Source organism: Microvirga yunnanensis (assembly GCF_025460875.1).
Genome location: NZ_JAMXFI010000014.1, coordinates 1 through 14,578, shown reverse-complemented (window position 1 = coordinate 14,578; position 14,578 = coordinate 1). Strand labels below are relative to the sequence as shown.

Sequence of the window (14,578 nt, the reverse complement as noted above, 5' to 3'; positions counted from 1 at the left end):
AAAGCTCTTGCCACGACACTTCAGGGCGGCTAGGCACCCGGTGCCATGCTTCCCGTTTCCGTTTTCATCATTGCCAAGAACGAGGCCGACCGGATCGGAGCCACGATCCGTGCGGTCCGCGGGCTGACGGACGATATCGTCGTGGTCGATTCCGGCTCGACGGATGGAACCCAGGCGGTGGCGCAGGACCTCGGCGCCCGGGTGATCTTCAACCCCTGGCCGGGCTATGGTCTCCAGAAGCGCTTCGCGGAGGACCAGTGCCGGTACGAGTGGCTGTTGAACCTGGACGCGGACGAGGAGGTCTCGCCGGAGCTGCTCGCCGAGCTGCGGGCGCTGTTCGCCCAGGGGGAGCCGGCCCGCCAAGCCTATGGAATCCGCATCGCCGAGACCTATCCGGGCGAGAGCGCTCCCCATCCGCTGGCGTACCGGATCGCCCCGGTCCGGCTCTATCGGCGGGATGCCGGGCGGTATTCGACCTCCCTCGTCCATGATCGGGTCGACCTGAAGCCCGGCACCAGGGTCGGCAAGCTGAAGGGCCTCGTGCATCACCGGTCCGTGCGCTCCCTGGGGGACCAGCTCGCCAAGCTCAACAGCTACGCCGATCAGCAGGCGGTCGATCTCGAGGTGAGGGGCGTGTCGATCCCCACCTGGCGGGTCTATTTCGAGTTTCCGGCCGCGTTCCTGAAGGCCTATTTCGGGCGGCTGCACTTCCTGCGCGGCACCTACGGGTTCCTGATCTCCATGAACTACGCCACGTGGCGCCACCTGCGCCTGGCGAAGCACTACGAGCGCAAGCGCCTGGGCGCGCTCGCGAAGTCGGGCGCGCGGGCCGAGCAGGCCTGAGCGGGACCAGGGGTCAGAGGGCGGCCACGACCTGGATCTCGAGCCTGTAGTCCGGGTTGGCCAGCCGTGCTTCCACGCACGCGCGGGCCGGAGCCTGACCGGGGACGATCCAGGCATCCCAGACGGCGTTCATCGCGTCATAGTCGGCCATGTCGGCCAGCCAGATCGTGGCCTGCAGGAGCCTGGCCTTGTCGCTGCCGATCTCCACCAGCGATTGCTCGATCTGCCCAAGGACGTCCCGGGTCTGCTCGGAGACCGAAAGCCCCAGGGTGGTCTCGGGCACATAGCCCGAAAAACGGGCCGTTCCCTCGTGGATCACGAGGTCGCTGTAGCGTGCGGCAACGCCGATCCAGCGGATCTCTGTCACGGTTCTGCTCTCCCTTGGCTGGCGCACCGTTGAGGGCGAAAAACCGGGTCCACTTGTTCGCACGGTGCGCTCGAGCATCGGATCCGATGCTCAATTTCTTGAGCGGCGCACCGTTGAGGGCGAAAAACCGGGTCCACTTTTTCGCACGGTGCGCCGATCCGGCTCGTACCACAAGCCGGGGACGGGCGACAGCCGCGACCGTCGGGTCACCTCCGCCCGTCATGGCCGGGCTCGTCCCGGCCATCCCGATCCGGTGAAGCGCGGCGCCTTGAACAATCGGGATCACCGGCACAAGGCCGTTGATGACGTGAGAGGGTGGTGTGAGCGCGTGATGACACCCTCCCGCGTCACGGCACCCTCCGCCCTTCCTGCTACCCTCCACACGTCATGGCCGGCCAGTCATCCCCCGCCTCTCGCCGGCCATCCCAATAAGGTGAGGCGCGGCGCTTTACAGAAGCGGGATCACCGGGACAAGCCCGGTGATGACGTGGAGGGTGGTGTGAGCGGGCGATGACACCCTCCAGGTCATGGCCGTCGTCACGTGCTCCGCCGCTCGATCAGCACATGGCCCGTATCGATGATCCGCGAGGCACCTTCCGGGCGGTCGCCCTGGATGCTGCCGAGGATCAGCCGGGCGACCTCCCGTCCGATCAGATCGCCCGAGGGGCGGATGGTGGTGAGGGAGGGGATGCACGAGGCGCTGAAGTCGAGATCGCCGAAGCCGACGACCGCAATGGCGTCCGGAACGGCGATTCCCCGGCGCTGGCATTCGAACAGGGCCCCGAGGGCGATCAGATCGTTCGAGCAGGCGATGCCGTCCAGGTTCGGGATCCGCTCGAGGGCACGGGTCAGAAGAAGGGCGCCGGCCTCGACCGTTGCCGCTCCGGGATGATTGATGATCTCGTGCGAGAGCCCGTCCCCCAGGCGGGCCGTCTCGGCAAAGCCGCTCGCGCGCGTCTCGGCGCGATGATCCTCCTGCATGCGCGCGCCCAGGAAGGCGAGGGCCCGGCGGCCCTTCGACAGGAGATGTCGCGCCGCGGATGCGCCCACCCGCGGGTGCGAGAAGCCGACCGCCATGTCGATGGGTGTCCCGCCGAGCTCCCACATCTCGACCACGGGAACGCCGCTCGCCCGCAGGAGCTTGCGGGTCCCGGCGCTGTGGGACAGCCCGGTCAGGACCACGGCGGCCGGCGCCCAGGAGAGCGCCGTCCGGACCAGGGCCTCCTCCTGATCCTCGCCGTATTCGCTGTGGCCGAGGAGCACCTGAAGGCCCTCGGCAGCCAGTTCCGACTGGAGGGTCGAGACGGTCTCGGCGAAGAAGGCGTTGCGAATGGAAGGAACGATGATGCTGACGACCTTGGAGGAGGCCGCGGCCAGTCCGCCGGCCACCAGATTGGGAACGTAGCCCAGAGCCGAGATGGCGCGGGCGATCTCCTGCCCGGCCGCGGGCGAGACGGCGGCCGGTTTGCGGAGGTAGAGCGAGACCGTGGATGGGGACACCTGGGCGAGCTTGGCCACGTCCATCATCGTGACACGCTGCATCTTGCGCCGTTTCCGGGTGCTCCGGGTCTGCAGGCGGCTGCTGTCGGCGTCCATCCTCTTCCCTTTTTCGTAGCGCTTCGATGGATGAAGCTCATCCGAATATAGGGCAGAACGGCGCCACAGCAAACAGAAAAGCTGCTTTACGCTTGATTTTTCTCGCTATTTTCAGACGGGATGACGTGCCGGCGAGGGCTTCCGTGTCGCGCAAGACGCCTCAAGACGCCTCTTGCGTGCCGTCCATCGTAGCGCTATGATGTATTCATAATCCAAATCGACCTGAGATCATCACAGGGGCGCAGGCGGGCCGGCTCGGAGCGCGGCGCAAAGCAACAGGGAGGGAGCATGTCGTCCGTCAGCTTCCGGAAGCTTGAGAAGAGTTACGGGGCCCTTCGGATCGTGAAGGGCATCGACCTGGAGATCGCCGACCGTGAATTCGTCGTGCTGGTCGGCCCGTCCGGCTGCGGCAAGTCGACCACCTTGCGCATGCTCGCCGGTCTCGAGAGCATCAGCGACGGCGAGATCCGCATCGGCGACAAGGTGGTGAACAGGCTGCCGCCCCGCGAGCGCGACATCGCCATGGTGTTCCAGGACTACGCGCTCTACCCGCACAAGACCGTCTACGAGAACATGGCCTTCAGCCTGAAGGTCCGCGGCATCCCGGCGGCCGAGATCAAGCCCCGCATCGCTCAGGCGGCCGAGATGCTGGGCATCTCCCAGCTCCTCGACCGCAAGCCGAGCCAGCTCTCGGGCGGGCAGCGCCAGCGCGTCGCCATGGGGCGGGCCATCGTGCGCCGGCCCCAGGTCTTCCTCTTCGACGAGCCGCTCTCGAACCTCGACGCCAAGCTGCGCGGGCAGGTGCGCACCGAGATCAAGCGCCTGCATCAGGCCATCGGCACCACGATCATCTACGTGACCCACGACCAGGTCGAGGCGATGACGCTCGCGGACCGCATCGTGATCCTCAAGGGCGGCGAGATCGAGCAGGTCGGCACGCCCGACGAGGTCTACAACACCCCGGCGAGCGTCTTCGTCGGCGGGTTCATCGGATCCCCGGCGATGAACTTCGCCAAGGGCAGGATCCAGGGTGGGGCCGTGGCGTTCGATGGCGGTTCCAGCATTCCGCTCCAGAGCCGCTCGGCCGGACCGGCGGGCGCGCTCGAGGGGCGCGACGTCATCGTGGGCATCCGTCCCGAGCATTTCCTGCCGCCCGGCGAGGGCCAGCCCCTGACGGGCAGGGTGCAGGTGGTGGAGCCCCTGGGTTCCGATACCTTGATCCATTTCGCCCTCGGCCCGTCGACGCTGACCGCGCGCGTGGCGCCTGAGATGCGGCCGAGCCCGGGGGACACTCTCTCCATCGGTGTCGATCCCACCCGGATCCACCTGTTCGATGCGGCGACGGAACGGGCCCTCGCCTGAGGGACCCCTTCAACGAAAGGGGCCGGCAAGGCACCGGCTCCGACAAGAACCCCAAGGAGGAAACGATGATGTCGAAGAAGACCATGAAGCTGCTTCTGGCCGGCGCGGCCCTGACGCTGACGGCGTCCGCCGCCATGGCCCAGACCAATCTGCGCGTGTTCGTGTCCAGCCAGCATCGTCCGGATGTCTGGCGCAAGGCCTTCGACATGTACGAGGCCAAAAACCCGAACGTGAAGGTGACCATCGAGACCGGCGGCAACACCTCCGAGGCGCAGGCGCAGTATCTCAACACGGTCATGACCGCGAAGGATTCGTCCCTCGACGTCATGATCCTCGACGTGATCCGCCCGGCGCAGTACGCGGCAGCCGGCTGGACCGTGCCGTTCAACGAGGTGCTCGGCGCCGACGCCGATGCGGCGATGAAGCGCTACCTGCCGGCCTATGCCGAAGCGAACACCGTCGACGGCAAGGTCGTGGCGCTGCCGGCCTTCGCCGATGCCATGTTCCTCTACTACCGCAAGGATCTTCTCGAGAAGCACGGGATCCAGCCGCCGCAGACCTGGGATGAGCTCGCGGTCGCGGCCAAGAAGGTGACCGAGTCCGAGAAGGATCCGAACCTCCAGGGGCTTTCCTTCCAGGGCAAGGCGATCGAGGGCGCGGTCTGCACCTTCCTGCTGCCCTACTGGAGCATGGGCAGGCAGCTGGTCTCCAACGGCAAGCTCTCCTTCGACAAGGAAGCGGCCGTGAAGTCCCTGAAGCTGTGGAAGGACTTCGTCGACCAGGGCGTCGCCAAGAAGAACATCGCGGAGGTCGCCACCGACGATACCCGCAAGGAGTTCCAGGCCGGCAACGTGCTGTTCGCCGTCAACTGGTCGTATGCCTGGGGACAGTTCCAGGGCGCCGAGTCCGCCGTGAAGGACAAGGTCGGCGTCGTGAAGCTTCCCGCCGTGCAGGGTGGCCAGCCGGCCTCCTGCCTGGGCGGCTGGGAATGGGGCGTGTCCGCCTATTCCAACAACAAGACCGAGGCGCAGAAATTCGTCCAGTATCTGTCGAGCCCCGAAACGTCCGAGTTCATGGCGATCAACGCCGCCCTGCTTCCGCAATTCCCCGACGTCTATACGGACGCGGACGTGACCAAGGCGGTTCCGTGGTTCGCCAACGCCCGTCCGGTGGTCGAGACCGCGAAGGCGCGGCCGGTGACGCCCCGCTACAACGAGGTGAGCGACATCATCCGGACCACGGTCAACGCCGTTCTGGCCGGACAGTCGACGCCCGAGGACGGCGCCACGCAGATGGAAGGCCGCTTGCGCCGCGTTCTGCGCTAGAGCATCGGACGTGAAGAGTGGACCCGCGTTTGGGTGATGCTCCACTCTTGGTTGGCGCATCGTTCGACGCTGACCCCCATCCCCACCACCGGATGGATGCCCTCGGGCATCCATCCCTAACCTCGCACCCGGGCAGGATCATGACGATGGCAACGGCGAGCGAAACGACCCTGGTTACGCCGCGCAATGAGAGCGGCACGAAATGGTGGACGCGCTTCCTCGATCCGAGCGAGCGCACCCTCGCCCTGCTGCTGCTGCTTCCGGCGGCGCTGCTGCTGGCGCTCATCATCGTCTATCCGGTCTGCCGCCTGGTCTGGACCAGCTTCCAGAACCTGTCGCTGACATCGGGCGCGCCGGCGGCCTTCGCCGGGCTCGAGAACTACGCGCTCATGCTGGACGATCCCGTGTTCTGGGAGACGACCTGGAACACGGTGCTCATCACCCTGATCACGGTCCCGGGCGCCTTGCTCGTCGGCCTCGCTCTCGCCCTGATGGCGAACCTGCCGTTCAAGCGGAAATGGCCGGTCCGGCTCTCGCTCCTGATCCCATGGGCGCTGCCGCTCTCGTTCGCCGGCCTCATCTTCGCGTGGTTCTTCCATTCGGAATACGGCGTCGTGAACGACGTGCTCGGCCGCCTCGGATTCGAGGGCGTGATCTGGTTCAACTCCGCCCGTTGGGCCTTCGCGGCGATCTGCCTGACGATCATCTGGAAGACGTCGTCCTTCATGGCGCTCATCATCCTGGCGGGCCTCCAGACCATTCCGCGCTCCCTCTACGAGGCGGCGGAGGTGGACGGGGCAGGGCGCCTGAGGCAGTTCTTCGAGATCACCCTGCCGCTGCTCAAGGCCTCCATCGTGGTGGCGCTGATCTTCCGCACCATCACGGCGCTGCAGACGTTCGACATCCCCTTCACCATGACGCGGGGCGGTCCCGGAACCTCCACGGCGACCCTTGCCATGTACATCCACCAGAACACGGTCGACTTCCTCGATCTCGGCTACGGCTCCGCGCTCGCGGTGGTCATGTTCGCGCTCTCCATGGGCGTGACGGCCGTCTACCTGCGCATGATCCGGGCCAAGGGGTGACAGCCATGAGCCATGATACGCCTGCCAACCGCTCGCTCTTTTCCGGCAAGCCGCTGCGCATCCTGATCGGGTTCGTCCTGGTGATGAACGGGATGTTTCCGGCGCTGTGGATCCTGTTCACGTCGCTCAAGACCGAGACCGAGCTGACCCTCAAGCCGATCACGTGGCTGCCTCATGCCCCGACGATCGCCAATTACCTGCGCGCCTTCACGGATCAGCCGCTGCTCCTGTTCCTCTTCAACAGCTTCATGGTGGCGCTTCTCTCGACGGCCCTGACGCTCTTCGTGTCGGTGCTCGCCGCCTACGCCCTGGCCCGGCTTCACATCCGCGGCCGGGACCTGATCCTCTCGGCCATCATCGCGGTCTCGACCTTCCCGCTGGTGACGCTCCTGGTCCCGCTGTTCGAGATCATGCGGGCGCTCAACCTCCTCAACACCTGGATCGCCCTGATCCTGCCCTACACGGTGCTGAGCCTGCCGGTCTGCACGCTGATCCTGGTTTCGTTCTTCGAAGGCATCCCGCGCGATCTCGAGAACTCGGCCATGATCGACGGCTGCACGCGCCTGGGCGCCCTGTTCAAGGTCGTGGTGCCGCTCGCCGCGCCGGGCGTGTTCACGGCGGGCATCCTGGCCTTCGTGAATTCCTGGGACGAGTTCCTGCTCGCGCTCTCCTTCAACTCCAACCCGATGCTGCGCACGCTTCCCGTCGGCATCACCCTCTATCAGGGCGAGTTCGCGTTCCCCTGGCCGGTGATTTCGGCCGCGCTCGTGGTGGGCATCGTGCCCGTGGCGGTCCTGATCGTGATCTTCCAGGAGCGTGTCGTGTCCGGGCTGACCTCCGGCGGCATCAAGGGATAAAGGATGATGGCCATGACACGCCGACCCATCGGGGAGCTGCGGAGCCAGCGCTGGTTCGCCTCCGACGACATGCGCGGCTTCGCGCACCGCCAGCGCACCCAGCAGATGGGCCTGCGCCGGGAGGAATTCCTCGGCAAGCCCGTGGTGGCCATCGTCAACACCTGGAGCGACCTGAGCCCCTGCCATTCGCATCTGCGCGACCGGGCGGAGGCCGTGAAGCGCGGCGTCTGGCAGGCGGGAGGCTATCCGGTCGAGCTGCCGGCCCTTTCCGTCGGCGAGGTCATGGTGAAGCCCACCACCATGCTCTATCGCAACTTCCTGGCCATGGAGGTGGAGGAGCTCCTGCGCTCGCACCCGATCGACGGGGCCGTGCTGCTGGGCGGCTGCGACAAGTCCACGCCCGGGCTCCTCATGGGGGCGATCAGCATGGACATCCCGGTGATCTACTGCCCGGCCGGTCCGATGTCGAACGGGCAGTGGCGCGGCCAGAAGACCGGAGCCGGGACCCACACCAAGAAGTACTGGGACGAGCTGCGGGCCGGCAACATCACGCAAGGAGACTGGGTCGACCTGGAGAGCCGGATGACCCGTTCCATCGGCACCTGCAACACCATGGGAACGGCCTCCACCATGACGTCCATCGTGGACGCCATGGGCCTGACGCTCCCCGGGGCCTCCTCGATCCCGGCCGCCGACAGCGGCCATCCGCGCATGGCCTCCCTGTGCGGCGAGCGCATCGTCGAGATGATCTGGCAGGATTGGAAGCCCTCCCGCTTCCTCGATGCGAAGAGCTTCCGCAACGGTCTCGTCACCTACATGGCCCTCGGCGGCTCGACCAACGCCGCCGTGCATCTGATCGCCATGGCGCGCCGCGCCGGCGTCGACCTGACCCTCGACGACATGGCCGACATGGCCGGAAAGGTGCCGGTCTGCGCCAATCTCTTCCCGTCCGGCGAGTACCTGATGGAGGACTTCTATTTCGCCGGCGGCCTGCTCGCGCTGCTCAAGAAGCTCGAGGGGCACCTCGACCGGGACGCCATGACGGTGAACGGCAGGACGCTCGGCGAGAACATCGCCGGAGCCGAGTGCTGGAACGACGATGTCATCCGCGGGGAAGAGGACCCGATCGTGCCGCTCTCGCGCGGCAAGACGCTGGCGCTGCTGCGGGGCAACCTTGCCCCAAACGGCGCCGTCATGAAATCCTCCGCGGCGAACCCGAAATTCCTCAAGCATGTCGGGCCGGCCCTCGTCTTCGACAGCCCGGCCGAGATGAACCGGATGATCGACCATCCCGATCTCGACATCACGGAGGACACGGTTCTCGTGCTGCGCAACGCCGGCCCGGTCGGAGCGCCGGGCATGCCCGAATGGGGCAACCTGCCGATCCCGAAGAAGCTCCTCAAGCAGGGCGTGCGCGACATGGTGCGCATCTGCGACGGGCGGATGAGCGGCACCCATTACGGCACCTGCATCCTGCACGTGGCCCCGGAGGCGGCCGTGGGCGGCCCCCTGGGGCTTCTCCGGACCGGCGATCTCGTGGCGCTCGACGTGGAGGCCGGGCGCCTCGACATGAAGGTCGAGGAGGCGGAGCTGGAGCGCCGCCGCGCCGCGTGGAAGCCCACCGCGCATGTCTATGGCCGCTCGTTCGCGGCGCTCTATCAGCGCCATGTCTCGCAGGCCGACCAGGGCTGCGACTTCGATTTCCTCAGCGCGCCCGGCCCGGTGGCCGAGCCATCCATCTTCTAGGGGCACGTCATGATCGACATCGAGAACCGCTTCAAAGGCTGGCTCAAGGGCGAGGGGCCGCGCCCGCCGCTCGGCACCTGGCTCATGGCGGCCGCGCCCGCCACCGCCGAGGCGATGGGCTACAGCGGCTTCGACTTCCTGGTCGTCGACATGGAGCACGTGCCGATCGAAGTGGCCGACCTGGCCCATATCCTGCGCGCCATCGGCTGCACGCCGGCCGATGCGGTCGTGCGCCTGGCCTGGAACGATCAGGTGCTCGTCAAGCGCGTCCTCGACGCCGGCGCCCAGACGATCATGGTGCCGTTCGTCCAGACCGCCGAGGAGGCCCGGCAGGCGGTCTCGTTCGCCAAGTATCCGCCGGAAGGAATTCGCGGCGTGGCGGCGGTTCATCGCGGTTCACGGTTCGGCCGCGCGGCGGATTATCTCAAGCGCGCCAACGACCAGGTGGCCGTGATCGTCCAGCTCGAGACCCCCGAGGCGATCGAGCGGCTGCCCGAGATCGCGGCCGTTCCCGGCATCGACGCATTGTTCGTCGGGCCGGGCGATCTCGCGGCCGCCATGGGGCATATCGGCAATATCGCGCATCCGGACGTCCAGGCGCTGATCGAGAAGGCGGCCAGGATGGCCCGTGAGGCGGGCAAGCCGGTCGGCATCGTCGGCCCGAACCCGGACATGGTGCGCCGCTTCATCGCCTATGGCTACGGCTACGTGGCGGTGGCGTCCGACATCGCCATGATGACGAGCCGCGCCTCGGAATGGCTCGGCGCCCTTCGCGATCAGCCGGTGGCGTCGAACGCTCCGGCCGCGGCCTATTGAGGTTTCGTGCCATGCCGCTGACCGTCGCTCTCGATGTTCGCGCGCAACTGGGCGAGTGCCCGGTCTGGGACGTCGACGGGCAGGCGCTGTTTTTCGTCGACATCACGGGGAGGGCGCTTCATCGGTTCCACCCCGCGTCCGGCGCGCACGCCGTCGTGACGATGCCGGAGGAGATCGGCTGCATCGGATTGCGGAAGGGCGGCGGCTTCATCGCGGGCTTCCGCTCCGGCCTGTGGCTGCTGGATCCCGAGGGGCGCCGCGAGACGAGGCTGGCGGACAATCCGGAGGACCAGCGCGCCAGCCGCTTCAACGATGGCCGCGTCGATCCGGCCGGGCGCTTCCTGGCCGGGACCATCGACGAGCCGAAGGACGGCGGCAGGGCGCATCTCTACCGCTACGACCGGCGAGGGCTCGCGGAGCTCGCCGGAGGTCTCCTCACGTCGAACGGCGTCGCCTTCTCACCGGACGGGCGCACGCTCTACCATTCCGACACGCCGACCTTCACGATCTGGCGCTATGCCTATGATCCCGCGACCGGCGCGGCCACGGACAAGACCCTGTTCGCGCGCCTCCAGCCGTCCGAGACGGACCGCGGACGGCCCGATGGCGCCGCGGTGGATGCGCAAGGCTGCTACTGGACGGCTCTCTTCGAGGGTGGACGCATCCAGCGCTATGCACCCGACGGGCGATTGCTGGCGGAGCATCCTGTCCCGGCCCGGTGCCCCACGATGGTCTGCTTCGGCGGCGCCGGCTTGAGGACGCTCTACGTGACCTCCGCGCGCCATGGTCGATCCGAGGCCGAGCTCGGGGCCTTTCCGCAATCGGGAAGTCTGTTCTCCATGCCGGTCGACGTGCCGGGACTGCCTGAAAACCGTTTCGATCCTTCCGTTTGAGGCCGCGCCACCATGGCATTCGACTACACAACCGTCCAATATCGCTCCCTTCAGGACCGCTCGGTCGTCATCACGGGCGGGGCGTCCGGGATCGGTGAGGAGATGGTGAAGGCTTTCGCCGCCCAGGGCGCGCGGGTGTCGTTCATCGACATCGCCGAGGAGCCGGGACGCGCCCTGGCGAGCGCGACGGGCGCAAGCTTCCATGCCTGCGACGTCACCGACATTCCGGCGCTCCGCGAGGTGCTCGCCCGGATCGAAAACGAACGCGGCAGGGTCGACGTTCTCGTGAACAATGCGGGCAAGGACGACCGGCACGACATGGCCGAGGTGGAGCCGGAATACTGGCGGCGAGCCCTTGCCCTGAACCTCGACCATCAGTTCTTCGCCACCCAGGCCGTGGCGAAAGGCATGGCGGCGCGGGGGGCGGGATCCATCGTGATGCTCGGCTCGATCTCGTGGATGCGCGGACGTCCCGGCATGGTCGGCTACACGACCGCGAAGGCGGCGATCAACGGCATGACCCGCACCCTCGCCCGCGAGCTGGGTCCGTCGAATATCCGCGTCAACTGCATCGTGCCGGGGGCGATCCTGACGGAGCGCCAGAAGCAGCTCTGGCTGACGCCCGACCTGAACCAGCAGTTCCTCGACCTGCAGGCGTTGAAGTTCCGGCTCGACGCCAGCCACGTGGCCAGGATGGCCCTGTTCCTCGGCTCCGACGAGAGCGGCGGCTGCACGGGCGCGAACTTCGTCGTCGATGCCGGCCTGACCCAGAACTGAAGAGCATCCCATGCAGATCCACACGACCGCCGACGGCTTCGACCTCATTCTCGACGGAAGGCCGATCCTGCGCCACCGCGGCGACGCGCCATGCCTGTTCGTCGGGCAGGGCGACGCGCGCATGGACATGTACCGCGGCAACTTCGACATCGAGGATTACGTGATCGAGCGGACGCCGCTCGCCCATGCGGTCGTGTCCGGGGCCGCCATCGCGTTCTCGGCGGCTCCCGGGCAGCCGGTCCGGGTGACCCTCGAACTGTCAGGAGACGACCGGACCGGCGCCATCGCGTTCCGCGCCGAGGATGCCGCCCTCAACCGGATCTGGCTGCGCGTTCAGGCCGAGCCGGGCGAGCACGTCTGGGGTGGCGGGGAGCAGATGTCGTATTTCGACATGCGCGGGCGCCGCTTTCCTCTCTGGACCTCGGAGCCCGGCGTCGGGCGCGACAAGACGACCGAGATCACCTTCAAGGCGGACGTGACCGGCCGATCGGGCGGCGACTACTGGAACACCAATTATCCGCAGCCGACCTTCCTCTCGTCCCGGCGTTACGCGCTGCACGTGGAGACGACGGCCTATTCGGCCTTCGATTTCCGCCGCGGCGACTTCCACGAGATCGAGATCTGGGCCGTTCCCGAACGGATCGAGCTCACGGCGCGTCCGACGTTCGCCGCTCTCGTCGAGGCCATGGCCGAGCGCTTCGGGCGCCAGCCGCCGCTGCCCGAATGGGTCTATGGCGGGGCGATCATCGGGCTCAAGGATGGGGCGAACTCGTTCGAGCGGCTGGACACCATCATGGCGGCCGGCACGAAGGTGTCCGGGCTCTGGTGCGAGGATTGGGTGGGGCTCCGCCACACGTCGTTCGGTGCCCGCCTGTTCTGGGACTGGAAGGCCGACGACGATCGCTACCCGGGCCTGCGCCAGCGCATCGCCGAGCTGGAGGATCGGGGCGTCCGTTTCCTCGGATACGTGAATCCCTATCTCGCCGTCGACGGGTCGCTCTTCCCCGAAGCGGATGCGGCGGGCTACTTCGCCAAGGACGCGAGCGGACGGACCGCGCTGGTCGATTTCGGCGAGTTCGATTGCGGCGTCGTCGATTTCACCAACCCGGAGGCGGCCGCCTGGTTCGCCGAGCGGGTGATCGGGCAGAACATGCTCGATTTCGGCCTGTCGGGCTGGATGGCCGATTTCGGCGAGTATCTGCCGATCGACGTGACGCTCGCCAACGGGGTCGACGCGACGCTGATGCACAACGCCTGGCCGACGCTCTGGGCCGAGGTGAACGCGCGCGCGGTGGCGAGCCGCGGCAGGACCGGCGAGGCCCTGTTCTTCATGCGCGCCGGCTTCACCGGGGTGCAGAAGCATTGCCCGCTGCTGTGGGGCGGGGACCAGTCGGTCGATTTCACCCGCCACGACGGGCTCGTGACGGTGATGTCGGGCGCGCTGTCGTCGGGCCTGCTCGGCAACGCCTATCACCATTCCGACATCGGCGGCTATACGAGCCTCTTCGGCAATGTGCGCACGGCGGAACTCGTCATGCGCTGGGCCGAGATGGCGGCGTTCACGCCCGTGATGCGCACCCATGAGGGCAACCGCCCGCGCGACAACCTGCAGATCGACCAGGATCCGGACGTCCTCGCGCATTTCGCCCGGATGACCAGGGTCTACGTGCACCTCGTGCCCTATCTCAGATCCCTGGTGGCCGAAGCCTCGACCCGGGGACTGCCGGCGCAGCGTCCGCTGTTCCTCCATTTCGAGGACGATGCCCGCACCTACGCGATCCAGGACGCCTATCTCTACGGACCCGACCTGCTCGTCGCGCCCGTCTGGCGGGCCGGGAAGACGGAATGGAGCACCTATCTTCCGGAGGGCGCCGAGTGGGTCCATGCATGGTCCGGCAAAACCTTCATGGGCGGGCAGGAGGCCAATGTGGCGGCGCCCTTCGGCGAGCCGCCCGTGTTCTCCCGGGCCGGCTCGGCGTTCTCGGGGTTGTTCGCGGGCCTGAGGGATCTCTGAGCCATGTCGGTTGCGGAGCTCATCGGCTTTCTCGTGCTGACGGGCGCCGCCGCCTACGCGCAGACCCTGACGGGCTTCGCCTTCGGGCTCATCACCATGGGCGGGGTGGGCCTGACGGGGCTGCTGTCGCTGCCGGACGCCGCCATGATCGTGAGCGTGCTGACGCTCGTGAACGCCACGCAGATGCTGCTGAAAGGGTGGCGGGATGTGGCATGGCGGAAATTCGGCCTCGTCATGGCGGCCAGCATTCCCCTGCTCTTCGTCGGGTACTGGCTGCTGGAATGGCTCGCCGGAACGCAGGCGGATGTCCTGCGCCTGATCCTGGGGCTCGTGATCATCGTGTCCAGCCTGCAGCTGGCGCGAAAGCCCGAGCCGCTGGCGAAGCCGTCCCGTGACGGCTCGTTCGCCTTCTTCGGCGGCATCGCCGGATTGATGGGCGGGATGTTCTCGACGGCCGGCCCGCCGCTCGTCTATCATTTCTACAGCCAGCCCATGCCGCTCGCCACGGTGCGGGAAACGCTCGTCACGGTCTTCGCGCTCAATGCCGTGTTCCGGATCGGCCTCGTGGTGCTGTCGGGCAATCTGCCGTCCGGCTCCACGCTCACGGGGCTTCTCGCCATTCCGGGCGTCATGGGGGCGACCTACGCGGCGCGCCGCTGGCCGCCGCCCGTCTCTCCGGCCACGATGCGGCGTATCGTGTTCATTCTGCTTTTCCTCTCAGGCGTGTCGCTCGGAGCGCCTGCCGTCACTCATCTTCTGGGAGCCTCGAAATGACCGCTCATGCGAAACCTGTCGACCGTCGCGTTGTTGATCTGAAGGACCCGTCGCTGCTGGTGAGCCAGGCCTATGTGGCGGGCGAGTGGGTGGACGCCCCGGACGGCCGGACCATTCCCGTGA

13 protein-coding genes are annotated in these 14,578 nt (G+C 67.3%); 11 read left to right on the top strand and 2 right to left on the bottom strand.

Features of this window, described 5'->3' with window-relative positions; translation table 11 throughout:
- The first annotated feature begins 45 nt into the window (after positions 1-45).
- A complete protein-coding gene (locus NF876_RS09525; RefSeq protein WP_262268563.1) occupies positions 46-843 on the top strand; it encodes a glycosyltransferase family 2 protein in 798 nt (265 codons plus the stop codon).
- A 13-nt stretch (positions 844-856) separates the two neighbouring features.
- Here the strand turns inward: NF876_RS09525 and NF876_RS09520 are convergent, their stop codons facing one another.
- Both NF876_RS09520 and NF876_RS09515 read right to left on the bottom strand, forming a co-directional pair.
- Positions 857-1,210, bottom strand: coding sequence for a RidA family protein (locus NF876_RS09520; RefSeq protein ID WP_262268562.1), 354 nt, complete (start codon positions 1,208-1,210; stop codon positions 857-859).
- 537 nt (positions 1,211-1,747) lie between these two features.
- On the bottom strand, positions 1,748-2,806 hold the full coding sequence (locus NF876_RS09515; protein ID WP_262268561.1) for a LacI family DNA-binding transcriptional regulator: 1,059 nt from the start codon (positions 2,804-2,806) through the stop codon (positions 1,748-1,750).
- A gap of 288 nt (positions 2,807-3,094) precedes the next feature.
- Between NF876_RS09515 and NF876_RS09510 the strand changes: the two genes are divergently transcribed.
- The 10 genes from NF876_RS09510 to NF876_RS09465 all read left to right on the top strand — a co-directional run bounded on the left by NF876_RS09510 (position 3,095) and on the right by NF876_RS09465 (position 14,455).
- Positions 3,095-4,168 carry an ABC transporter ATP-binding protein gene (locus NF876_RS09510; RefSeq protein ID WP_262268560.1) on the top strand — a complete coding sequence of 358 codons (1,074 nt, stop codon included), beginning with the start codon at positions 3,095-3,097 and terminating at the stop codon, positions 4,166-4,168.
- A 68-nt stretch (positions 4,169-4,236) separates the two neighbouring features.
- Positions 4,237-5,493, top strand: a complete 1,257-nt coding sequence (locus NF876_RS09505) for an ABC transporter substrate-binding protein (RefSeq protein WP_262268649.1) — start codon at positions 4,237-4,239, stop codon at positions 5,491-5,493.
- A 146-nt stretch (positions 5,494-5,639) separates the two neighbouring features.
- Positions 5,640-6,578 (top strand): carbohydrate ABC transporter permease, encoded by a 939-nt coding sequence (locus NF876_RS09500; protein ID WP_262268559.1) that lies wholly within the window; start codon positions 5,640-5,642, stop codon positions 6,576-6,578.
- A 5-nt stretch (positions 6,579-6,583) separates the two neighbouring features.
- A complete protein-coding gene (locus NF876_RS09495; RefSeq protein WP_262268558.1) occupies positions 6,584-7,435 on the top strand; it encodes a carbohydrate ABC transporter permease in 852 nt (283 codons plus the stop codon).
- 6 nt (positions 7,436-7,441) lie between these two features.
- On the top strand, positions 7,442-9,181 hold the full coding sequence (araD, locus tag NF876_RS09490; protein ID WP_262268557.1) for an L-arabinonate dehydratase: 1,740 nt from the start codon (positions 7,442-7,444) through the stop codon (positions 9,179-9,181).
- A gap of 9 nt (positions 9,182-9,190) precedes the next feature.
- Entirely contained in the window at positions 9,191-9,997 is an 807-nt protein-coding gene (locus NF876_RS09485) for an HpcH/HpaI aldolase family protein (protein WP_262268556.1), read from the top strand.
- A gap of 11 nt (positions 9,998-10,008) precedes the next feature.
- A complete protein-coding gene (locus tag NF876_RS09480; RefSeq protein ID WP_262268555.1) occupies positions 10,009-10,890 on the top strand; it encodes an SMP-30/gluconolactonase/LRE family protein in 882 nt (293 codons plus the stop codon).
- 12 nt (positions 10,891-10,902) lie between these two features.
- Positions 10,903-11,667: an SDR family NAD(P)-dependent oxidoreductase gene (locus NF876_RS09475; protein ID WP_262268554.1), complete on the top strand. Its 765-nt coding sequence runs from the start codon at positions 10,903-10,905 to the stop codon at positions 11,665-11,667.
- Between the two features lie 10 nt (positions 11,668-11,677).
- Positions 11,678-13,681 carry an alpha-glucosidase gene (locus tag NF876_RS09470; protein WP_262268553.1) on the top strand — a complete coding sequence of 668 codons (2,004 nt, stop codon included), beginning with the start codon at positions 11,678-11,680 and terminating at the stop codon, positions 13,679-13,681.
- Positions 13,682-13,684: 3 nt separating this feature from the next.
- Positions 13,685-14,455 carry a sulfite exporter TauE/SafE family protein gene (locus tag NF876_RS09465; protein WP_262268552.1) on the top strand — a complete coding sequence of 257 codons (771 nt, stop codon included), beginning with the start codon at positions 13,685-13,687 and terminating at the stop codon, positions 14,453-14,455.
- Positions 14,456-14,578: the final 123 nt, after the last annotated feature.

What these genes read in the sequence shown, in the direction of transcription:
- NF876_RS09525 (WP_262268563.1), top strand. Translation starts at nt 46, where the DNA reads ATGCTTCCCGTTTCCGTTTTCATCATTGCCAAGAACGAGGCCGACCGG.
- NF876_RS09515 (WP_262268561.1), bottom strand. Translation starts at nt 2,806, where the DNA reads ATGGACGCCGACAGCAGCCGCCTGCAGACCCGGAGCACCCGGAAACGG.
- NF876_RS09510 (WP_262268560.1), top strand. Translation starts at nt 3,095, where the DNA reads ATGTCGTCCGTCAGCTTCCGGAAGCTTGAGAAGAGTTACGGGGCCCTT.
- NF876_RS09505 (WP_262268649.1), top strand. Translation starts at nt 4,237, where the DNA reads ATGTCGAAGAAGACCATGAAGCTGCTTCTGGCCGGCGCGGCCCTGACG.
- NF876_RS09500 (WP_262268559.1), top strand. Translation starts at nt 5,640, where the DNA reads ATGGCAACGGCGAGCGAAACGACCCTGGTTACGCCGCGCAATGAGAGC.
- NF876_RS09495 (WP_262268558.1), top strand. Translation starts at nt 6,584, where the DNA reads ATGAGCCATGATACGCCTGCCAACCGCTCGCTCTTTTCCGGCAAGCCG.
- araD (WP_262268557.1), top strand. Translation starts at nt 7,442, where the DNA reads ATGGCCATGACACGCCGACCCATCGGGGAGCTGCGGAGCCAGCGCTGG.
- NF876_RS09485 (WP_262268556.1), top strand. Translation starts at nt 9,191, where the DNA reads ATGATCGACATCGAGAACCGCTTCAAAGGCTGGCTCAAGGGCGAGGGG.
- NF876_RS09480 (WP_262268555.1), top strand. Translation starts at nt 10,009, where the DNA reads ATGCCGCTGACCGTCGCTCTCGATGTTCGCGCGCAACTGGGCGAGTGC.
- NF876_RS09475 (WP_262268554.1), top strand. Translation starts at nt 10,903, where the DNA reads ATGGCATTCGACTACACAACCGTCCAATATCGCTCCCTTCAGGACCGC.
- NF876_RS09470 (WP_262268553.1), top strand. Translation starts at nt 11,678, where the DNA reads ATGCAGATCCACACGACCGCCGACGGCTTCGACCTCATTCTCGACGGA.
- NF876_RS09465 (WP_262268552.1), top strand. Translation starts at nt 13,685, where the DNA reads ATGTCGGTTGCGGAGCTCATCGGCTTTCTCGTGCTGACGGGCGCCGCC.